The organism is Stenotrophomonas sp. CFBP8994 (assembly GCF_034044835.1).
Taxonomy (GTDB): domain Bacteria; phylum Pseudomonadota; class Gammaproteobacteria; order Xanthomonadales; family Xanthomonadaceae; genus Stenotrophomonas; species Stenotrophomonas rhizophila_A.
Window position 1 is genome coordinate 642,877 of the sequence record NZ_JAXCWT010000002.1, and the last position, 22,160, is coordinate 665,036.

Consider the following 22,160-nt stretch of genomic DNA (forward strand, 5'->3'; position numbering starts at 1 on the left):
TGGACGCCCAACCGGTGAGCCAGGAAAAGAGCATGCGTAGAGCGACCATCAAGGATGTCGCCGAACGGGCCAAGGTGTCGTTGAAGACCGTTTCGCGGGTCATCAACAACGAACCGTCGGTCATGCAGGCCACGCGCGCGCGCGTGCTGCGCGCCATCGCCGAACTCGATTACGAGCCCGATCCCGCCGCACGCAACCTGCGCACCGGCACCACGCTGGTGATCGGGCTGGTCTACGACAACCCCAACCCGTACCACATCATCGGTGTGCAGAACGGCGTGCTGGCTGCGTGCCGCGAGACCGGCTTCGGGCTGCAGATCCACCCGTGCGATTCCAGTTCGCCGATGCTGGCCGAAGAGCTAGCCGACTGGGTGCAGCGTTCGCGCCTGGCCGGGCTGGTGCTGACCGCGCCGATGTCCGAACGCCGCGACCTGGTCGCCGCGCTGACCGCGCGGGGCATCAAGCTGGTCCGCATCATCGCCGCCACCGCCGATCCGCAGGATGGCGCGTGCGTGTTCGTGGACGACCGCGAGGCCGCCTACGAAATCACCGAACACCTCATCCAGCTCGGCCACCAGCGCATTGGGTTCCTCTGGGGTGGCTCCTCGCACCGTTCCAGCGGCGAACGCCATGCCGGTTACGAAGCCGCGCTGCGCGACTACGGCATGACCGTGGACAAGCACCTGGTGGTGCAGGGCGACTACACCTTCGACGACGGTTTCCGTGGCGCGCGCCGCCTGCTGGCGCTGCGCGAGCCGCCCACCGCGATCTTCGGTTCCAACGATGAAATCGCTGCCGGCGTGCTCGCCGCAGCCAAGTCGGCTGGCATGAACGTGCCCTACGACCTGTCCATCGCCGGCTTCGAGGACAGCCCGTTCTCGCGCCAGTCGTGGCCGCCGCTGACCACCGCCAAGCAGGCCACCGAAGACATCGCGCGGCATGCCGCGCGCCTGCTGATCGCGCAGCTGCGCAGCGATGCGTATGACGATGCGCCGCTGCAGCTGCAGAACCAGGGCTTCGTACCGCAGCTGGTCGTGCGCGGTTCGACCGCGCCGATGCGGCCGGTCGGCACGCGGCCCCCCACCCCTGAAACCACCTGAGTCCCGCATGTCCCTGCCAGCCCCGCACGACACCCTGATGTTCCGCGAAGCCGCCGAAGCGGCCGACGTGATCGCCGCGCAGTTCGCGCGCAACGAAGCGACGGTGCAGACGCTGGCCGCGACCCTGCGCGCGGCGCCGCCGCCGTTCGTGGTGACCTGCGCACGCGGCAGTTCCGACCATGCCGCCACGTACGCCAAGTACCTGCTGGAAACCAAGCTGGGCCTGGTGACGGCCTCGGCCTCGCCGTCGGTGGGGTCGGTGTACGAATCCCCGCTGCAGCTGCGCGGCGCGCTGTACATCGTCATTTCACAGTCGGGCAAGAGCCCGGACCTGCTGCGCAACGCCGAGGCCGCGCGCGCGGCCGGTGCGCGCGTGGTGGCACTGGTCAACGTGGAAGATTCGCCGCTGGCGCAGCTGGCCGAAACCGTGATTCCACTGGGCGCGGGCGCCGAACGCAGCGTGGCAGCCACCAAGAGCTACCTCGCCTCGCTGTCGGCGATCCTGCAGCTGGTGGCGTACTGGAGCCAGGATGCCGGGCTGATCGCCTCGCTGCGCACGTTGCCCGACGCACTGCGCCAGGCCTGGAGCAGCGACTGGTCCGCCCTGACCGACGGCCTGGTGCCGGCGCACAACCTGTTCGTGGTCGGCCGTGGCCTGGGCCTGGGCGCGGCCCAGGAGGCAGCGCTGAAATTCAAGGAAACCTGCGGCCTGCACGCCGAAGCCTACAGCTCGGCCGAGGTCAAGCACGGGCCGATGGCGCTGGTGGGCCCGGGCTTCCCGGTGCTGGCCTTCGCCCAGCCCGATGAAACCGGCGCAGGCACCCGCGCGGTGGCCGCCGAGTTCGCCGCGCGCGACGCGCAGGTGTGGCTGGCTGCCCCGGATGGCGACCTGCCGCTGCCGCAGGCACCGCACCCGGCCTGCGCGCCGCTGCTCACCGTGCAGGCGTTCTACAAGGCCATCAACGCATTGGCGCTGCGCCGCGGTCACAACCCGGACCTGCCGCCGCACCTGAACAAGGTCACGGAGACCGTCTGATGAAGACCGTCCTGCGCAATGCCCGCATCCTTACCGCTGACGGCTTCCGGGATGATCTCGCGCTGGTGATCGAGGCCGGCCGCATCACCGCGTTGGTGTCCGACGCCGCCCCGCAGCTGGGCAGTGCGGCCGAGCAGGTGGATCTGGGGGGTGGCTGGTTGCTGCCCGGGTTCATCGACGCGCAGGTCAACGGCGGTGGTGGCGTGCTGTTCAACAACACGCCCGACGTGGACAGCCTGCGCACGCTGGCCGCCGCACATCGTCGTTTCGGCACCACCGCGCTGCTGCCGACGCTGATCAGCGACGACGTGCAGGTGATGCGCAAGGCGATCGACGCGACCCGCCAGGCGATTGCCGATGGCGTGCCCGGGGTGATCGGCATCCACCTGGAAGGCCCGTACATCGCGCCGGCCCGCAAGGGCACCCATGATGCGAACAAGTTCCGCGTGCCCGATGCCGATGAGATCGCGATGGCGGCCTCGCTCGAGAACGGCGTGACCCTGCTGACCCTGGCCCCGGAACGGGTGCCGCTGGACAGCATCCGCGCGCTGGTCGAACGCGGGGTGATCGTCGCCGCCGGGCACACCGCTGCAACATATGAGGAAGCACGCGCGGGGCTGGAGGCGGGCATCCGCGGCTTTACCCACCTGTACAACGCGATGTCGCCACTGACCGGGCGTGAGCCCGGCGCGGTCGGTGCGGCACTGGAAGATCGCGGCAGCTGGGTGGGCATCATCGCCGACGGCGTGCACGTACACCCGGCCAGCCTGCGCGTGGCGCTGGCAACCAAGCCACAGGGCAAGGTCATGCTGGTCACCGATGCGATGCCGCCGGTGGGTGCCGACAGCCCCAGCTATGAACTCTATGGCGAAGTGATCACCGCCGTGGATGGCGTGGTGCGCAATGCCGCCGGTTCGCTGGCTGGTTCGGCGCTGGACATGGCCACCGCCGTGCGCAATGCAGTGAACCTGCTGGGCCTGTCGCTGGAGGAGGCCGCGCGGATGGCATCGCGCTACCCGGCGCAGTTCCTCAACGTGGATGATCGCCTCGGCGAGATCGCCGAGGGCTACCAGGCCGACCTGGTGCTGCTCGACGACGCGCTGCAGGTGCGTGCGACCTGGATCGCCGGCGAGCGCGAGGACGCATGAGCACGCCTTCCTCTTCGCGCATGGGCTCGATCGATGCCCTGCGCGGGCTGACCGTGGCTGCGATGCTGCTGGTCAACAACCCCGGCGACTGGAGCCATGTGTACGCACCGCTGCTGCATGCGGACTGGCACGGCTTTACCCCCACGGACCTGATTTTCCCGCTGTTCCTGTTCATTGCCGGGGTGTCGCTGGCCTACAGCCTCGCACCGCGCGCGGCTGATCCCACGTTGCGGCCGGCGCTGGCCCGCACGCTGCTGCAGCGTGCGCTGCGCATCCTGCTTGCCGGTGCGCTGCTGCACGTGCTGGCATGGTGGCTGTTCGAGCTGCCGGCGTACCGGCTGTGGGGCGTGCTGCAGCGCATTGCCGTGTGCGTGGCGGTGGTCGGCCTGCTGGCGGTCCACACCCGCGCGCGCACGCAGTGGGCCGTGCTGGCCGGCCTGCTGCTGGGCTACGCGGCGTTGCTGCTGGGCGCCGATACGCTGGCGCCCTGGTTGAACCCGGTCAGCCGGGTGGACACCGCCCTGTTTGCCCCGTTCCTCTACAAATACGAGGCCGTGACCCGGCTGGGCCACGACCCTGAAGGCCTGCTCAGCACGGCCGGCGCTCTCGCCACCACGCTGCTGGGCCTGATCGCCGGCCGCTGGCTGCGAGCCGGCAACGTGGGAGCGCTGGGCGGCCTGGGGCTGGTGCTGCTCGGCGGCGGCCTGCTGCTGGCGCCGGTGCTGCCCTTCAACAAGAACCTGTGGACGCCCAGCTACGTGCTGTGGACCGGCGGCCTGTCGATCGTCGCGCTGCTGCTGGCCCACCTGCTGGTCGACCGCTGGCACTGGCCGGCACTGGGCCGCCGATTCGGGGTCAACGCGATCGCGGCCTACCTGGGTTCGTCTGTGATGGCGCTGGTGCTGATCGCCAGCGGCGCATGGGCCGCGTATTACGCGGCGCTGGCCCGCGCGCTGCCGGGCATGCCCGCGTTGGCGTCGCTGCTGTGCGCCGTGGGGTTCGTGCTGTTCTGGTGGGTCGTCGCGTGGGCGCTGGACCGCCGCGGGGTGTACCTGAAAATATGAATGCGCGGACCGTTTCCGTGAATATCCAGAAACCGCCCAAATTTTACCTCCGCCTCACATCCGGACAGTAAAAGTACCTTCGCCGGCCTGCGTAAGGTTACGGGGGACGCATCGGCAAACCGTAATTCCCTTCATTGGAAAAGGAACGGTCAATGCGTCCCATGAATGCGACTCCGCCACGTTCCCGTCTGGCGGCAGGCATCGCGCGCAGCCTGCGCGTGGCCTGCGGCGGCCTCCTCCTCGCTACCACGACCGCGCCGGCCTGGGCCGGGTGCGACAGCACCTCACCTACGACCGGACAGACCGTTACCTGCACGGCAGCGGCACCGAGTCCGCAGACCACGCCCATTGCCAGCGTGCCGGGCTCGAGCAATGTCACCGTCAACGTGCAGGCCGGCGCCCAGCTCGGCATCGCCAGTGGTGCTGCGATCGCGCTGGACGGCGGCAGCGGTCACCGCATCGACAACAGTGGCAGCATCGCCAGCGCCAGTGGCGTGGGAATCCTCACCAACGCGGCGACCACGGTGGTGAACCGCGGCGTCATCAGCGGCAGCACCGCCGGCATCATCTTTGGCGCCGGCGCCGACCGCCTGGACATGCTTGGCGGCAGCATCAGCAGCAGCGTCCTGCAGGGCGCGGGCAACGATGCCATCACCCTCAGTGGCGGCACCGTCGGCAGCATCGACCAGGGCGCCGACGCGGACAGCCTGGAGGTCTCGGGCGGCACCGTGTCCGGCACCGTGCAGCAGGGCTCGGGCATCGATACGTTCCTGATGACCGGCGGCAGCATCGGCGCGCTGCTGCAGGGCGATGGCCTTGACCGCTTCCGCATGACCGACGGGCGCATCGTCGGCGCGTTCGATGATGGCGATTACGGCGAAATGACCGGCGGCCGCATCGGCCGGGTCAACATGAAGCTGGAAGACAACACCTTCCTGATGTCCGGTGGCACCATCGACGGCAACCTGGTTACCGGCTTCGGCAACGACACGATCGTGCTCTCCGATGGCTACATCGGCGGCAACATCAGCGTCAGCGGCGGCAACGATTCGGTCACCATCACCGGCGGCACCGTGCGCGGCGAGATCCGCCTCAGCTTCGGCGACGACCGCTTCGACTGGCGCGGTGGTGGGGTGGTGCACGGCCTGGTCGATTTCGGGGAAGGCAACGACACCGCCACGCTGGCCGACCTCAACGTCTCCTACCTTGGCGCGCTGCCGGGCTTCGACGGCGGCCTGGGTACTGACACGCTCAGCATGGACAACGTCAAGACCGATGGCGTGGCCCGCTTCACCGGTTGGGAATCGATGGCGCTGGCCAATGACAGCCAGCTGACCTTCGACGGCGACCTGCGCCTGGGCGATACCGGAAGCGGTACCGGCGCGCTCGACGTGGACGCGACCAGCACGCTGTTCGGCGGGGGCGTCAACGCCAGCATTGTCGCCTTCAACGCAGCACTGCCGGTCAACGTCACCAATGCGGGCCGCATCGACCTGACCAACGGCGGTGGCGGCGCCGGCGATGCGTTCACCATCGCCGGCAATTACACCGGCAATGGCGGTGCGCTGTACCTGGACACCGTGCTGGGTGCCGACGATGCCGCATCGGACCGGCTGGTGATCTCCAATGGCGTGGCCAGCGGGACCACGGGGGTGGGCATCCTCAACGCGGGCGGTGCCGGTGCCGAAACCGTAGCCGACGGCATCCTTGTGGTGCAGGCGATCAACGGTGCCAGCACCAGCCCGGGCGCGTTCGCGCTGTATGCACCGGTTGCCGCCGGTGCGTACGAGTATTTCCTGTTCAAGGGTGGCGTCAGCGCAGGGAGCAGCGAGAACTGGTATCTGCGTTCGACCGTAGTCAACGGTGTGGTCGCCGCGCCGGCCCCACCGCCCATCGGTCTGGGCTCGGTGACACCTGAGCCACCGCCGCCGGAGGCGTTGGGGACGCCGCCGCCTGCGCTGCCGCCGCCCCCCTCACCGGACGTCCCCGAAAACCCGGACCCGGTGGCCGCCGAGCCCGCGCCGCCGCCGGAGCCGGCCCCACCACCTCCAGCCGCGCCGCCGCAGGACGACGTGCCGCCGCCGGTGCCGACCGAAGTGGCCGCCGTTCCCGGGCCGTTGGCGGAGCCGCCCACGCCTGACGCGCGCCCATCGGAAGAGGCCATCGTGCCGTTGTACCGGCTGGAAACCGGTCTTTACTCGGTGGTGCCGCCCCTGCTGCGCGAAACCAGCCTGGCCAGCCTGGGTACCTTCCACGAGCGCCAGGGTGAGCAGCGCATCCTCGCCGGACAGGGCGGCGTGCGGGCCGCATGGGCGCGCCTGGTCGGGCAGAGCCACGAGCAGTACTGGGAGGGCGATGCCCAGCCCGGATTCGATGGCGACATCCAGGGCGTGCAGGCGGGTCTGGACCTCTATGCGAACGCAGGCGATGCGCACCGCGACCAGTTCGGCGTGTTCGTCGGCCGTACCCGCGCGCAGGGCAACGTCAACGGCTTTGCGATCGGCTGGGAAAATGTCGCGGTGGGGCGCACCCGCCTGGACGACAAGCACGTGGGCCTGTACTGGACACGTGCCGGCAGCGCCGGCGGCTACCTCGACGTGGTGGTGATGCAGAGCCGCTACGACGGCGAGGCGACCTCCGCACGCGGCATCGGCATCGACGTGGACGGCGATGGCACCACCGCATCGGTGGAAGTGGGCAAGCCTTTGCTGCGCTTCGGCCAGTCGGCCTGGTGGCTGGAGCCGCAACTGCAGGTGATCTGGCAGCGCACCTCGGTGGACGATGCCGCCGACCGCATCGCGCGGCTTCGCTTCAACGCCGACAACGCCTGGACCGGGCGCGCCGGCGTACGTCTGGCCGCGGACTACGAGATCGCCGGCAACGGCTGGCAACCGTACTTCAAGCTCAACTACTGGCAGACGCTCGATGGGGAAGACCGCATCGACTTCGATACCAACCGCATCATCAACCAGCAGGATTCACGTGCGCTGGAGGTCGGGTTCGGCGTGGTGGCGCGCTTCAACGCCAACGTCAGCGCGTTCGCAGTCGCCGACTACACCCGCGACCTGGAAAGCAGCCAGCAGAAGGAGCGCAAGGTGATCGAGGGCAACATCGGGCTGCGTTTCGACTTCTAGCGGAAGGCAGGCCCGCTGCCGGTGTTGCTATTGGTGGCATTACCGGTAGCGGCAAAGTACGCTTTGCCGATGCGAACCAAGCCCAATGCCCAGCCCAACCAGAGCCTGATCGACGGGATTGCGACCCTTCAGGCGCTGGCGTCCTCGCCCGAGCCGGTGGGCTGCCGCGAACTGGCCCGGCAGCTGGATGCCAACCCGACCCGGGTCAACCGCCTGCTCAAGACGCTGGCCTACCTGGGCATTGCGCGGCAGACCGCCGACCGCAAATACACCGCCGGCCCGGGCATGCACGTGCTGGCCGCGCAGAGCCTGTTCGCCTCCGGGTTGATCCGCCGCGCGCTGCCCGTGCTCGAGCACCTGCGCCGTTTTGGTCATACCGTGGCGCTGGGCGTGCTGTGGAACGACAGCGTCAGCTACCTGTTCCATGCGCCCCCGGGAATCGAGGCGGCGCGGGGCCTGGGCCGCATCGGCCTGCTGCCCGCGACCACCAGCGGCATCGGCATCGCGCTGCTGGCCCAGCTGTCGGACGACGAGGTGCGCGAGCTGTACGCCGACCGCCCCATCCCGATGTTCCCGGAGGGCATCGATCAGCTGCTGGCCACGCTGGAACGGACAAGGCTGCAGGGGCATGCACGCGTGCACGTGGCCGACGAACGCGACCACCACATTGTAGCCATCGCGATGGGCGATCCGGTGCATGCCGGCATCGCGATGTCCGGCTGGATCCCTGAATCGGCCACCGAAGAACTGGTGGCGGCACTGCGCGCGGCGGCCGCCGAGATCGGCTGAGGGCTTTGCCGCAGTGCGGTTTGACATGTTGCTACAATAGCAATACGTTGCAGCCTTCCGAAGGGGAGGCATCGGCGATGTCCAAGCGTGCGGGCGCGTGACCGGCGGCAGGAACACCAAGTGGGTGCTGCTGGCCCTGCTGTTCTTTTCCACGGTGATCAATTACCTGGACCGGCAGGCGCTGTCGATCCTGGCGACCACCATCCAGGCCGACCTGGGCATGAGCGACCTGGAATATGCCCGTGTGGTGCAGGTGTTCCTGTTCGCCTACGCAGCGGCCTACGTGATGGCCGGGCGGGTTACCGACTGGCTGGGTGCGCGCGTGGCGCTGCTGCTGTTCGTGGGCTGGTGGTCGTTGGCCAACATCGCCACCGGCTTCGTGCGCAGCGCGTTCGAGCTGGGCGCGGCGCGTTTCGCGCTGGGGCTGGGTGAGCCGGGCAACTACACCGTGGGCACCAAGGTGGTGTCCGAGCAGTTTCCGGCGCCGCAGCGTGGCCTGGCGCTCGGCCTGTACACCGCCGGCGCGATGATCGGCGCGACGCTGGCGCCACCGTTGATCGGTGGCATTGCATTGACCTACGGCTGGCGCAGCGCGTTCTGGATCACCGGCGTGGCCGGGCTGCTGTGGATGATTGCGTGGTACCTGGTCTACCCGCGTCCGGCGCAACAGGCAGCCACGGCGGTGACTGCGGCCGCAACGGCCGAGGCGGTCGCCACGCCGGCGCTGGACACGCCCGCGGCACCCGCACCGGCGGCGTCGATGAAAGGGGTCTGGGGCCGGCTGGCGCGCGACCGCACGGTGTGGGCGCTGGTCGCCTCGCGCGCGGTGGCCGATCCGGTCTGGTACTTCTACCTGTTCTGGTTCCCCAAATACCTGGGCGATGCGCGCGGCATGAGTCTGGCCGCGATCGCCTCGCTGGCGTGGATCGTCTACGTTGCTGCGGATATCGGCAGCGTGGGCGGTGGCCTGATTTCAGGGCGGCTGGTCAAGCGCGGCATGAGCCCGGTGCGGGCCCGCCTGGCCACCATGATCGGTGCAGCGTGCCTGGCGCCGGTTGGCATGCTGGTGGCGCTGCATCCGCCGATTCCGCTGCTGCTCGCGCTGGCGTGCGTGGTGACGTTCGCGCACCTGACCTACCAGATCAACCTCACCGCGATGACGGTGGACCTGTTCCCGTCGCGCTACATCGCCTCGGTGGCGGGGCTGGTGGGCTGCGGCAGTGCACTCGGCGGCATGGTCTCGGCCCAGGTGGTGGGCCACCTGGTCGCCGACGGCAACTTCGACCGCGCATTCGTGCTGATGGCGTTCCTGCACCCGATCGCGGTACTACTGGCCTGGACCGCGTTGCGGAAAGCGAAGCGCTCCAGGATGACGCTGGTTGGCCCGGACGCCGAGGCGGTGGCGGCGGCCTGAGGGTAGGGTCGGTTCCCGAACGACTGCCGGCACTGTCCATCGGCGCGACGAACGCATGACCCCGGCCGAAGCCGCCTTCGACGGAGGTCATGCCAGGATCGGACGTTGCGGAATCCATCGGCGGTCGATTGGGATGCGACCGCGTGGGGCCGGAGATTATCCAGCCCCGCGCTCAAGGCACGAATTCTGCGTGTTCCCAGAAACGCGCATTGGGCTGTGCACCCAGGCCGTGACCAGAGGGCAGCGTGTAACCCTCGCGCTCATACGCCATGTCGGTGTCGAGCATCTCCACCGACCGCGAGAAGATCGAGTGCTGCCACTCGTGGCGCCACAGGCCGTCGACGACCGCTGATGCATGCACGCTGGCGGCCATGAAGATGCCGCCGCCGATGGTGGCGTGCGGCGCGACCTGCACCCCGTGCGCTGCCGCCAAGCGTGCGATGCGCAGGAACTGGGTGATCCCGGTGTGGCCCATCTCTGGCTGCACATAGGCGAGCGTTCCACCGGCCAATCGCAACCGTGCGACATGGTCGGTGGGCCACTCTTCGCCGGCCGCCACGGGAATGGGGCTGTCGCCACCCAGCGCGATCAGCCCCGCAACATCCTCGGGCTTGAGCGGTGCTTCGATGAAGGTCAGCTGCGCCGGCAGCAGTTGCTCTGCCAGCGCTAATGCCTGCGCGTGATCGAACTTCCAGTGCAGGTCCACCATCAGGTGCACCGCATCGCCCAGCTCGCTGCGCAGCGCCTGCATTTCTTCGACGATGCCGTCATGGCTGACCACGGCATGCACCTTGAAGGCATCGTGGCCCTGCGCCGCAAACGCGCGCGCCATCGCCACCTTCTCCGCGACGGTTGCCGCCGGCAATCCCGATACATAGCCTGCAATGGTGTCGCGCCGCCGCTCACCCAGCAGCGCCCACAGCGGCTGTCCGGCCGCACGCGCGCGCAGGTCCCACAGGGCGATGTCCAGCGCCGCCAGTGCATCGGTGTGGAACCCGCTGCCGCAGCCACGCACGCGCATCAGGCCGTACAGGTCGTCCCAGATCTGCTCCACGTCTTCCGGCTCGCGCCCGATCAGTTCCGGCGCAAGCAGGTCGTTGATGATCTCGCAGGTCGCGCGCGGTGCGCAGATGCCATAGGTTTCGCCCCAGCCCACCGCACCATCGGCGGTGGTGACGCGCACCAGCACCGAGCGGTCCACGGTGGGGTAGAGCGTGCCGTTGCCTTTGCGCACCAGGTAGCCGCGCGCGTTGACCCGTTCGCCCGGCCCCAGCGGCCCCAGGTAGGGCGTGGTGCGCGGAACGGTGAGGATGAACGTTTCAACCTGTGTGACCTGGCTCACGCGTGGCTTCTCCGTGCCTGCCCGGGGACGGTATCCAACGGCAGCAGGTCGCTGATGCGATCCAGCAGGATATCCAGTTCGCGCGCATCGAACCGGTCCAGCGCCGGACCGGGCGCGCGCGCATGGTCGCTGCCGATCAGGCCGCGGCGCAGCAGGATGGCCTTGGTGAGCCGCCAGCGGAACACCGCCTGCATGCTCAGCAGCGGCAGGGTGCGCTCGAACAGTGTGCGTGCACGCTCCTGGTCGCCCGTCGCCCAGGCTGCCAGCATCGCCACATGCACCTCGGTGATTTCGCAGGCCGGCATCGTGCCGACCGCCCCGCGCGTGAGTTCGTCCAGCACGTAGCGGGCGCCGGCACCGCCGAACACCGCGCGCACGCTGCTGCCGGCGCGCTCGGACAGCGCGGTGATGCGGTGCCCCGAAGGCATCGTTTCTTCCTTGACATATTCAATGGCCGGGACGCGCGCGGTCAGCGCCACGACCTCTTCCACGCCCAGCCCAACGCCCATCGGCGCCGGAGCGTTCTGCAGCATGACCGCCACGCCCGACTCGCTGGCCAAGCGGCTGAAGAACGCAGCCATGCCCTCGGCATCACCGGCCAGCGCGTGCGGGGTCAGCACCATCGCCGCGCTCGCCCCGGCCTGGCCGCCGGCCTGGGCCAGCCGCACCGCGTCCTCCAGCGTGCGCGCGCTGGCGCCGACGATGAACGGCACGCGGCCGCGGTTCCAGCGGCCGATGCAGGCCGTCAGGTGCAGGCGCTCATCCAGCGTGAGCATGTCGTATTCGCTGGCCAGGCCCGGAAACACCACCCCGGCCGCGCCGGCGGCCAGGATGTACTCGAACACGGCTTCGGTCCCGGCCTCATCGAGCGCGCCGTGCGCGTCGAAGATGCTGGGAAGGATCGGGAAGACACCTTGCAGAACGGCCATTGCGCCGGGTCCTTGTTGAAATGCGTGTGCCATGGATAGCAACACTATGGAAGGGAAGTGGCCGCAGACGCTACAGACGGGTCTTGATTCTTCGCTGCATTGCAGCGTGCGCGGCCAAATCATATTGCTATATTAGCTACACGCTGCCAAGTCGCAGCGCAGCAGCAACGACGAAAAAGCGCTGGATCCAGCTGGGCAGGTCGGGGGCCTGCAGCGGGATCCCTACCTTGGGAGAGGGCCGATACATGCTTCGTTTTCGACGTTCCACCTTGTTCACCGCCTTGGGCACCTGCCTGCTGGCGCCGATGCTGGCCGCCGCACAGGATGCTCCGCCTGCCACCACCACCACCGCCGGCAACCAGCAGGCGCAGACACTCGACGCCGTGAGCGTCGTCGGCATCCGCGGCAGCCTCGAAGCCTCGCGCGACCTCAAACGCGATTCGCCGCAGATCGTCGATGCGATCGTGGCCGATGACATCGGCAAGCTGCCCGACACCAACGTCGCCGAATCGCTGGGCCGGGTGGCCGGCGTGCAGCTCGAGCGCGGCATGGGCGAGGGCAGCGACATCCTGGTGCGCGGCCTGAAAGAGAACGTGCTGCTGTACAACGGCCGCCAGATCGTCGATGCCACCGGGCGCGGCGGCAACGGCCTGGACCAGCTGGCCACCTCCACCTACGGCCTGCTCTCACTGGTGCCCTCCGAGCTGATCTCGCGGCTGGAAGTGACCAAGCTCGCCGGCGCCGACCAGATTTCCGGTGGGCTTGGCGGCATCGTCGACATCCACACCCGGCAGCCGCTGTCGGGCGACAGCGACCAGAACGTGGTCAGCCTGGCCGGCACCTATGACGACATGGCCGATTCCTGGGGCCACAACGCCTTCGGGCTGATCTCGCGGCGCAACGAGGACCGCACCTTCGGTGCGCTGCTGTCAGCCACGTACGGCCGCCGCAACGTGGTGCAGCAGGGCCTGGACACCTTCTCCGGGTATGCCCGCTTCAACGACCCGACCGATCCCACCCGCACGCGCTTCGGCAGTACCGACATGCGCGCGCAGAACATCGACGATGACCGCACCAAGGTGGGCCTCAGCGCGGTACTGCAGTGGCGCCCGGCCGATGGCGTGGAGCTGTCCTGGGATACCTTCTATTCCCGGCAGAAGGCCGAGCGCGACCGCTACTGGATCGCCTTCAATCCCTCCGCCGGCCTGAGCAACGCGGTCTACTCCGACCACGACATCCTGCTGGCCGGCCGATCCACCGGCACCGTGCTGCTCAACACCGAAGTGGCCGACATCGATTCGGACACCCTGTCCAGCGCGCTGCGTGCCAGCTTCCAGGTCGGCGAACGCGTAACCGGTTCGGCCGAACTGGACTGGGGCCGTTCCACCGCCAGCTACAACCAGCGCTACATGCGGCTGGCGCCGATGGCCGGGCTGACCTCGGTCACCGACTTCGACCTGCGCAGCGGCAGCTTCGGCAGCTTCAACGTCAGCGGCGTCAACGTGGTCGATCCGGCGCAGTGGCGCATGACCATCCTGTTCGACAACGACTGGCGCGCACAGACCGACTCGCGCGCGCTGCGCACCGACTGGAGCCTGGCCTTCGACAACGGCCCGCTGCGTTCGCTGGACGTTGGCGCGCGCTTCAGCCGGCTGGAAAGCCTGCAGGACCCCCGCCGCGCCGACATCCGCCCGGCCGGCGGCATTCCGGTGACGCAGATGGATCCCTACATCCGCGTGTACAGCAACAGCGACTTCCTGCCGGGCGAATTCGCCGGCCTGCCGCGCGATTACCTGGGGGCGTTCCGCGGCACCTTCGGCGGCTGCGGCAGCTTCACCACGCTGCCGCAGATCTCGCAGAACCCGCAGTGCCTGGATCCAGCCAACACCGCGCTGGCCTATTCGGCCACCTTCAGCGTGGATGAAGACTTCCTCGAGGCCTACGCCAAGCTCAACTGGGACACCGAGGTGGGCGGCATGGCGCTGGGCGGCAACGTCGGCCTGCGCTTCGTGGGTCGTGACCTGACCTCGCGCGGCAACCTGATCAGCGGCACCGGTGCGCTGACCCCGTCCAGCTTCGAGCGTGACGACCGCGAGGTGTTGCCCTCGGCGGTGGCCAAGCTGCAGATCAGCGACAGCCTGGTGCTGCGCGGCGGCGCGGCCAAGGTGGTGGCCTTCCCCAATACCGAAGACCTCAACAACGGCGTGACCCTCAACAACAACGCCGTGTTCGATGCCAACGGGGTGCAGACCTCGCCGGGCACCGGCAGCGGCGGCGCACCGGACCTGGATCCGTTCAAGGCCACCCAGTACGACCTGTCGCTGGAGTGGTACTACGGCGGCCAGGGCCTGCTCTCGGCCGGCCTGTTCTACAAGGACGTGTCCACCTTCATCGTGCAGCGCCAGAGCGCGGAAACCTACAGCAACGTCAACTTCCTGGTGCTGCGCAAGATCAACGGCGACAAGGCCAAGGTGAAGGGCGCGGAGCTGTTGGCGCAGGTGCCCTTCAGCGGCATGTTCGATGGCTTCGGCGTGGTGGCCACCTACACCTGGATCGACTCGGAAACCCCGATCACCGACATCAACGGCAACGCCATGACGTTCCCGGGCCTGTCCAAGAACAACGCCAACCTGATCGGTTACTACGAGAACGGCCCGTTCGGCATCCGCCTGGCCTACAACTGGCGTGACGAATACCTGGTGGGCCTGTCGGCAGCGTCCACGGGCATCTACAACGATACCTACAAGGACCTGTCGGCATCGATGAGCTACGATTTCAGCGAGCGCCTGTCGCTGAAGCTGGAAGGCAACAACCTGCTCGACAGCGAACAGCGCACCTTCGACGGTTATGCCGAAGGCCTGCGTACCAACGTGGTGTTCGGCCGGTCCTACAAGGCCAGCCTGACCTACCGGTTCTGAGCATGGTTCCTCTGGAAAGGAAGGGCAGGGCATGAGCGAGGCGGGAATGCAGGGGCGCACGGTGCTGGTGACCGGTGCGGCCAGCGGGATCGGCGCGGCGGTGGTGATGCGGCTGCGCGCCGATGGCGCCCGGGTGGCGGCGCTGGACCAGGGCGTATCGAGCGGGGCCGATGCCACGGCGGTGGCCGACCTGCGCTCGCCGGACGCGGTCAGTGCTGCCATTGCCGACCTGCGCGCTGCGCTGGGGCCATTTGATGCGCTGGTGCATTGCGCCGGCATCTGTCCGCCGGGCAGTACGCTCGACAGCACCGACGACCTTTGGCTGGACGTGTACTCGGTCAACGTGCTCGGTGCGCTGCGGGTGATGCGCGAGCTGGTGCCGGACATGCGCGGACGCGGTGGCAGCATCGTGCTGGTGTCGTCGATCAACGCGCGTTTCGCCACGCCGGGGCTGGCGGCCTATGCCGCGTCCAAGGCCGCGCTGGAGGAAATGGCGCGCACCGCCGCGCTGGAGTTGGCCCCGGACAACATCCGGGTCAACACCATCGCACCGGCATCGGTGGATACGCCGATGCTGCAGGCCTCGTTCGCGCGCGCAGCCGACCCCGCCGCCGCACGGCGCAGCAACGAGCAACGACATCCGCTGGGACGCCTGGGTACGCCTGCAGACGCTGCCGAGCTCGCCCTGTTCCTGGCCTCGCCGCGCAGTGGCTGGATTACCGGTTCGGTGTTTGCGCTGGATGGTGGTGCAGGGGTGACCCGGCGATGAGGGGGCAGGACACGAACTACATCATCGGCATCAACTGGGGCAGCACCAACTTCCGCGCTTACCGGATCGACGCCGACGGCACGGTCAGCGCGACGATCGAACAGCCGCGCGGCATTGCCGGGCTGGAGCGGTCGCAGATGCAGGCGCTGCTGGAGGACGTGGCAACCGCGTGGCCGCATGCCTCGCGGATCTATGCCAGCGGCATGATCGGCTCGAACATCGGCTGGAGTGATGCGGGATACGTGGAATGCCCGGCATCCCCGCACGCCATCGCCGGGCACCTGCATGAGGTGCGGATCGGTACGCATGGGGTGGCCATCGTTCCGGGGCTGGCCTGCCGGCGCGGCGACGGCGCGCCGGACATCATGCGCGGGGAGGAAACCGAGCTGCTGGGGATGGTCGCGCTCGGCACGATTCCCGCCACTGGACTGGTGGCCTTGCCCGGCACCCACAGCAAATGGGTGCGGCTGGAACAGGGTGTGGTGGTGGAGTTCATGACCGCGATGTCGGGCGAGATCTTCGACCGGCTCACCGCAGCCGGATTGCTGGCGTCGGTTGTTGACGGTCCGGCCGAAGACGGCGAGGCGTTCATCGACGGCGTGCGGACCGCGCAGGGCGGTGCAGGATTGGCCACCCTGCTGTTCGGCGCGCGGGCGCGGGTGATCCGCAGCGACCTCGCCCGGCGCGAGGGAGCTTCCTACCTGCGCGGCCTGCTGATCGGCGCGGAGCTTGCCGATGTCCGCCGTTATTGGCCAGACGCATTGAACGAGGTGCCGCTGATCGGCGCCGCGCCGGTGTGCGCGCTGTATGCGCGCGCACTGCAGGAGCTGGGGGGCTCCGGCAGTGCGATTGCCTCGCAGCAGGCCTCAACGCGCGGGTTCCTGGCATTGCACCAGGCAGCGGGAGCGGTGGCATGAGTGCGCATGATGCGGCGTTCGACCGTGCACTGACCGGGACCGGCCTGATCGCGATCCTGCGCGGGCTGACCGGCGACGACGCGATTGCCGTGGTGGAGGCGCTGTATGCCGCTGGCGTGCGATTGGCGGAGGTGCCGCTCAATTCGCCGGACCCGTTCACCACCATCGCCGCGCTGGTTGCGCATTTTGAAGGGCGCATGCTGATCGGTGCCGGCACGGTGGTAAGCACCGATGCCGTCGAGCAGCTCGCTGCCACCGGCTGCGTATTCTGCGTGTCGCCCAATACCGATCCGGCGGTGATCACTGCTGCGGTGGCCAAGGGCATGATCCCCTTGCCGGGGTTCGTCACCGCGACCGAAGCGTTCGCCGCCATCGCCGCTGGTGCCCGCCATCTCAAGGCGTTCCCGGCCCATGGCGCGCGACCACAGTTATCGGCGCTGTCGGCGGTGCTGCCGGCCGGCGTGAGCCTGATCGCCGTGGGTGGCGCAAGCGTGGGCGACATCGGTGCATACCGCGAAGCAGGCGTTCGCGCCTTCGGCGTCGGCACCGATCTGTACCGTCCTGGCCGCGCCGCCGATGACGTTGGCCAGCGCGCTGCGGCTTGGATCCAGGCCTTGCAGGCGCCCGCCGCACCGGTGGCCACGCTGGTGCATGCCGCGCAGGCGATGGTGGGCGAGTCGCCCCTCTTCGATGCGGGCGGCACCTTGTGCTGGGTCGACCCGACCGTGCCGTGCCTGCTGCGGTGGGATGGAGCGGCGTGCACGCGCGTGGCGTTGACCGAACCGGTATGGGCGTTGGGGCAGGTGGGGTCCGGGCTGGTCGGCAATGGAGAGACGCACTTCCTGCGGCTGGTGGCGGACGGAAGCATCACCGCCGGCCCGGAGATCGATGTTGGTGCGGGGTGCCGGCTCAACGATATGGTGGTGGACAGCCTGGGCGGGCTGTGGGGCGGTTCCATGCATCGCGGCCTGTTGTCCGGCCGGGGCGCGCTGTTCCATGCAGGCAGTGTCGAGTTGCCCGCGCATCGCGTGGCGGAGGGGCTGGGCGTGGCCAACGGCATGGCCTTCTCCGCAGACGAAAGCACGCTGTTCGTGATTGATACGCTGGCGCGCACGCTGCTGGCCTATGCGGCCGATATCCACGCCGGCACCCTGGGCGAACCGCGCGTGGTGACCGACTTCCTCGGCGTGCCCGGCAAACCCGACGGCATGACGATGGGGCCCGATGGTCATCTATGGGTGGCGATGTGGGGCGGGCATGCGGTAGTGGAACTCGCACCCAACGGCGCGGTCCTGCGCTCGATCCCGGTACCGGCCGCGCACGTGGGCAGCCTGGCATTCGGCGACGACGGACGCCTCTTCATCACCACCGCGCGGGCGCGCCTGTCCGACGCAGACCTCGCCCGCTCACCCGGAGCAGGCGGCCTGTTCGTGGTGCATCCGTAGGATCAACGACGGGCTGCGGCAATTGCTTTGATGCGCGCCTGGGCCAGGGCTTCGCCTACCGCCGGGCCTTTCAGGTGCGCTAGATCCAGATCGCGGGCCTGTACTGACAGTGCCGCTTGGTGCAGCCGCTTGAGTGTTTCACCCTGCGGGTACGGCCGATCCTCGAAGCCGAGGCGGCCACGCGCATCCGCCTCGCAGCACACCGCGATCCGGGCGATCCGTTCCGGCCGCCGGAACCCATCACAACGGCCCAGCAGGTCAAGCACCGTGCCATCGCGCAATTCGTCGATGCGGTGGACGTTGAGATGGTCGCGGCACACCGCCTCGGCCAGCTGGCGGTGATCCAGCGGAACCTTCAAGCGATCACACAGCGCACGCAGCGGTTCCAGCCCGCGCTGCTCATGCATCACATGGCGCGGCCATTCCGCTTGCGGAGTCAGTGCCTTGCCCAGATCGTGGGTAAGCGCGGCGAATCCCGCCAGGTCATCACCCGGCGCCAGCTGCGCGGCGATATCGCTGACCATTTCCTGGTGCACGCCCGTATCCACCTCCGGGTGGTACTCGGCACGCTGCGGCACTCCGTACAGCGCTTCCAGTTCGGGCAACACCGCCCCCAGCGCATTGGCATCGTGCAGCGTGCGCAGGAAGGCCGACGGTTGCGCCGAACCGAGCACGCGGCGCAGTTCCTGCCAGACCCGTTCGGGCACCAGCGCATCCAGCTCGCCGCTGTCGGCGATCTGCCGCATCAGCTGCATCGTTTCCGGCGCCACCGTAAAGCCCAGCGGTGCAAAGCGCGCCATGAAACGCGCCGCGCGCAGCACCCGCAGTGGATCTTCCACGAAGGCGGGGCCCACATGCCGCAGCACGCGCTGTTCAATGTCGCGCACACCGCGGTACGGGTCCACCAGCTCGCCGCTGGCCTCATCGCGGGCAATGGCGTTGATGGTGAAGTCCCGCCGCAGCAGGTCTTCTTCCAGCGTCACCGAGGGATCGGCATCGACGACGAAGCCCCGGTAGCCGCGCCCGGACTTGCGCTCGGTCCGCGCCAGCGCGTATTCCTCGCCCGTATCCGGGTGCAGGAATACCGGGAAATCCTTGCCCACGGCCTTGTACCCCAGCGCTTCCATTTCTGGCTGGGTAGCGCCCACGACGACCCAGTCGCGGTCGCCAGGCGGTCGGTCGAGCAGGCGGTCGCGAACCGCGCCGCCAACGAGATAGATCTTCATGGGGGAATCATGCCACGACCGGCCTGGCGCCGATCCCCCGCAGAACCTCGGCGCTACCGCGGATCAATCGCCGCCCTTGTCCGCGTCGGTTGGGCAGGCGAACGCCTTGCGCTTCGCCTGCAGGCGGCCGTTCATGCGGTCGGTGACCGGCAGCGCGTCGCCGTTCAACCGCCAGTCGTAGATCACGCTGAACGCAAGAATGCGTGCAACGTACTCGCGGGTTTCCTTGTAGCTGATGGTCTCGATCCAGATATCCGGATCGAAGCCCGGCCGCTGCGACTGCCAGCGCGCGGTCGGGGTCGGTCCGGCGTTGTACGCGGCGATGGTCACATAGGGCAGGCCTTCGTACTTGTTCATCAGCTGGCGCAGGTAGGCAGTGCCGATGGCGATGTTGGTGTCGGCGTCATACAGGCTGGCCGCACCGCCATAGTTGGTCAGGCCGATGGTCTTGGCCACGCTCGCACCGGTGGCCGGCAGCACCTGCATCAGCCCCATCGCATTGGCCGGCGAGCGGGCCTTCGGGTTGAAGATGCTCTCGGCGCGGATCTCGGCGGCCACCCAGGCCGGGTCGATCGCGTTGCGCGCCGACTCACGGCGGATCGCATCATCGTGGTGCAGCGGGAAGCGCAGGCTGTACAGGCGCTGCTCTTCCGGGGTCTTGCCCAGCGAGAACACTGCGCGATCGAACCAGCCGCTGTCGCGCGCCACTTCCACCGCAATGCGGCGCTGGGTGGTGTCGAAGCGGGTGAGGGCATCGTTCCACTCGGCCACGGCCCAGCCCGAACGCTCGATCTTGAACAGCTCCATCGCGCGCACGATCGCCGGGTCACGTGCCACCGTGGCCTGCGCCTGCGCACTGTCCTTGGGCTCGACGGGGCACAGCGTGTAGGTGCTCTGGCCCAGCTGGTCGGCGGCCAGGAAGCCATGGAAGGTGGCCGCGCGCGCCGCTTCGCGGTACAGCGGCAATGCCTCGTTACGCTTGCCGGTCTTGTCCAGCATGCGCGCCTCGAAATAGCGCCAGCGCGAGTCGCTGCGCTGCTTCGGCTCCATCTTGCGGATCGCCGCCAGCGTGGCCGGCCAGTCGCCGCGCGACATCGCCTCGCGCGCCCGCCACTCGTGCAGGCGCTCGTCATAGGCCGAATCCGGCACGGCGTTGAGCCGGCGTGCGGAATCGGGCCCATAGGACGCCACCGTCCATAGCGCGATCTGATACTTCACATCCGCCTGCTGGGCGGCGCTCAGCTGCAGCGCGCTGGCGTACTGCGGCAACTGCTGCTCGGTCGCGTCCGGGTCGGCCTTGGCCAGCTTGGCCAGGCCATCGGTGGCGATGCGCCGGCTGCGTTCGTTGCGCGGCCAGTTCAGCGCGCTGGCATTGGGCTTGTCCACGAACGCAGCATAGGTGTTGGCCAGCGCCAGGTCGGCGGCCGGCAGCCCGCGGGCGGCACTGCGCATCACCGCCGGCTCCTGCGCGTCGGCCGCGGCATCGATGCGCTCCCAGCGCAGCTCCGCGCTCATTCCGCCCTTGGCATCCAGCACCGCAAACACGGGATCGCAGGCATCGGGCAGGGATTTGCCCGTGCTGCGCCAGATCGCCTGCGCTTCACTGACCCACTGCGCATCGGCCTTGCCGGTTGCCTGGCGCGCATTGAGCTGGGCGCAGCGCAGGCCGACATTCTCGGTGGGTGCCCAGTTCGCCAGCAGGGTGGGCCAGTCCTGGCGCCGGGCTACCGCCGGCAACCACACGCTGCGGAAGCTGCTGGCCACGGCCTGGCCGTTGTAGCGCTTGAGGAAGTCCTGGGCCTGGGCAGTGGTGACCGTATCGATGTTGCGGCGAAGGTTGGCGTACTCCAGCCAGCCATACAGCGGATGTTTTGCCAGCCCCGCCGCCTGGCCGGGATCGAACTGGCCGCGTTCGGCATTCTCGATGGCCGCCTTCATCTGCGCGCGCTGGATGTCCAGGCTCTGGGCACCGGCATCGGCGCCCACGCCCGTGCAGGCGAGCAGGGTGGCGGAACTGAGGATCAGGAGGGGGAGTCGGTTCATGCCGAAAGGATAGCGGGCAGGGGTGAAAGCCGGTGACGGCAAGCCAACTCAATGATGAACGGCACCCGTCGCCCCCCTGAACAGGCGCTACGCACGGGCGTAATGTCAAAGCCGCCAGCCCCAACGGCTGCAGGAGACTGAAACGAAACGGTAGCGCCGGCCGTTGGCCGGCCCGCAGGAAAACCAACAACAAGGACCCACACCATGGCATTCAGTGCAGCAGGCAACTCCGGACCACTGGCCGACATCAACGTCACCCCGTTGGTGGATGTAATGCTGGTGCTGTTGATCATCTTCATCGTGACCGCCCCGATGGTGTCCATGCCCATCCCGGTCAACCTGCCGCAACCCACCACCGTGTTACCGCCCACCGCACCGCCACCGCCGATCGAACTGCGCGTGGACGCCAGCAACCAGGTCAGCTGGAACGGGCAGATGGTTGCGGTCAACTCCCTGCAGCAGCGCATGCAGGACGCCGCACAGGCCAACACCGGCAACGTTCCCGAACTGCGCATCGCCACCGACCCCAACGCCGAGTACGACGTGATGGCCAAAGTGCTGGCTGCGGCCAACAACGCGCACATGGAAAAGATCGCGTTCGTGAACCCGTAGCAGAACGAGCGGCCCGCCGAACGGTGGGCCGCTTCCGCGTCACCAACAGCTACGCTGGTAGGTACCGACCGTTGGTCGGTACTCTCTCTGACTGCACCGAAAGCGACACCGCCTCCATCACCAGCCGATGTCGCTGCGCCCATCGTCTTGTAGGAAATCCCCGCGTAAGCCTGTAGGACAAGCCGAAAATCGTGGCAGAAGAAGCGCCAGTCACACCATTGAGTGAGAGCGGTCACACTTTCCCGCCTTGCCTACAACCCATCCATCGCGCATA

Annotated in this window: 16 protein-coding genes; 12 read left to right on the forward strand and 4 right to left on the reverse strand. The window is 68.4% G+C overall.

The window, feature by feature from the left end:
• Positions 1–32: 32 nt before the first annotated feature.
• The 7 genes from SOM39_RS07625 (at position 33) to SOM39_RS07655 (ending at position 9,685) form a co-directional block, all read left to right on the forward strand.
• Positions 33–1,100: a LacI family DNA-binding transcriptional regulator gene (locus tag SOM39_RS07625; RefSeq protein ID WP_068854805.1), complete on the forward strand. Its 1,068-nt coding sequence runs from the start codon at positions 33–35 to the stop codon at positions 1,098–1,100.
• A gap of 7 nt (positions 1,101–1,107) precedes the next feature.
• Positions 1,108–2,136, forward strand: a complete 1,029-nt coding sequence (locus SOM39_RS07630) for an SIS domain-containing protein (RefSeq protein ID WP_320457962.1) — start codon at positions 1,108–1,110, stop codon at positions 2,134–2,136.
• Complete coding sequence (gene nagA, locus SOM39_RS07635) at positions 2,136–3,284, forward strand: N-acetylglucosamine-6-phosphate deacetylase (RefSeq protein WP_320457963.1); 1,149 nt, start codon at positions 2,136–2,138, stop codon at positions 3,282–3,284. Before SOM39_RS07630 ends, nagA begins: the two co-directional genes overlap by 1 nt.
• Positions 3,281–4,348: an acyltransferase family protein gene (locus SOM39_RS07640; protein WP_320457964.1), complete on the forward strand. Its 1,068-nt coding sequence runs from the start codon at positions 3,281–3,283 to the stop codon at positions 4,346–4,348. Before nagA ends, SOM39_RS07640 begins: the two co-directional genes overlap by 4 nt.
• Before the next feature lie 152 nt (positions 4,349–4,500).
• Entirely contained in the window at positions 4,501–7,482 is a 2,982-nt protein-coding gene (locus SOM39_RS07645) for an autotransporter domain-containing protein (protein ID WP_320457965.1), read from the forward strand.
• Between the two features lie 69 nt (positions 7,483–7,551).
• Entirely contained in the window at positions 7,552–8,271 is a 720-nt protein-coding gene (locus SOM39_RS07650; protein ID WP_095362954.1) for an IclR family transcriptional regulator, read from the forward strand.
• Positions 8,272–8,368: 97 nt separating this feature from the next.
• Positions 8,369–9,685, forward strand: a complete 1,317-nt coding sequence (locus SOM39_RS07655) for an MFS transporter (protein ID WP_320457966.1) — start codon at positions 8,369–8,371, stop codon at positions 9,683–9,685.
• A 172-nt stretch (positions 9,686–9,857) separates the two neighbouring features.
• Here the strand turns inward: SOM39_RS07655 and SOM39_RS07660 are convergent, their stop codons facing one another.
• Entirely contained in the window at positions 9,858–11,027 is a 1,170-nt protein-coding gene (locus SOM39_RS07660; protein WP_320457967.1) for a mandelate racemase/muconate lactonizing enzyme family protein, read from the reverse strand.
• A complete protein-coding gene (locus tag SOM39_RS07665; RefSeq protein WP_210131065.1) occupies positions 11,024–11,956 on the reverse strand; it encodes a dihydrodipicolinate synthase family protein in 933 nt (310 codons plus the stop codon). The genes SOM39_RS07660 and SOM39_RS07665 overlap by 4 nt, the downstream gene beginning before the upstream one ends.
• Positions 11,957–12,201: 245 nt before the next feature.
• Between SOM39_RS07665 and SOM39_RS07670 the strand changes: the two genes are divergently transcribed.
• The 4 genes from SOM39_RS07670 to SOM39_RS07685 are packed head-to-tail and all read left to right on the forward strand — an operon-like array spanning position 12,202 to position 18,005.
• A complete protein-coding gene (locus SOM39_RS07670) occupies positions 12,202–14,874 on the forward strand; it encodes a TonB-dependent receptor (protein ID WP_176472590.1) in 2,673 nt (890 codons plus the stop codon).
• A gap of 31 nt (positions 14,875–14,905) precedes the next feature.
• A complete protein-coding gene (locus tag SOM39_RS07675) occupies positions 14,906–15,643 on the forward strand; it encodes an SDR family NAD(P)-dependent oxidoreductase (protein WP_095362949.1) in 738 nt (245 codons plus the stop codon).
• A complete protein-coding gene (locus tag SOM39_RS07680) occupies positions 15,640–16,560 on the forward strand; it encodes a 2-dehydro-3-deoxygalactonokinase (protein WP_320457968.1) in 921 nt (306 codons plus the stop codon). Before SOM39_RS07675 ends, SOM39_RS07680 begins: the two co-directional genes overlap by 4 nt.
• A complete protein-coding gene (locus tag SOM39_RS07685; RefSeq protein ID WP_320457969.1) occupies positions 16,557–18,005 on the forward strand; it encodes a 2-dehydro-3-deoxy-6-phosphogalactonate aldolase in 1,449 nt (482 codons plus the stop codon). Before SOM39_RS07680 ends, SOM39_RS07685 begins: the two co-directional genes overlap by 4 nt.
• Positions 18,006–18,007: 2 nt before the next feature.
• On the opposite strand, the gene SOM39_RS07690 is transcribed toward SOM39_RS07685, so the two are convergent.
• Complete coding sequence (locus tag SOM39_RS07690) at positions 18,008–19,231, reverse strand: multifunctional CCA addition/repair protein (protein ID WP_320457970.1); 1,224 nt, start codon at positions 19,229–19,231, stop codon at positions 18,008–18,010.
• A 63-nt stretch (positions 19,232–19,294) separates the two neighbouring features.
• On the reverse strand, positions 19,295–21,274 hold the full coding sequence (locus SOM39_RS07695) for a transglycosylase SLT domain-containing protein (protein WP_320457971.1): 1,980 nt from the start codon (positions 21,272–21,274) through the stop codon (positions 19,295–19,297).
• Between the two features lie 204 nt (positions 21,275–21,478).
• On the opposite strand from SOM39_RS07695, the gene SOM39_RS07700 reads away from it, so the two are divergent.
• Positions 21,479–21,886: a biopolymer transporter ExbD gene (locus SOM39_RS07700; protein ID WP_320457972.1), complete on the forward strand. Its 408-nt coding sequence runs from the start codon at positions 21,479–21,481 to the stop codon at positions 21,884–21,886.
• The last annotated feature ends 274 nt before the right edge of the window (positions 21,887–22,160 follow it).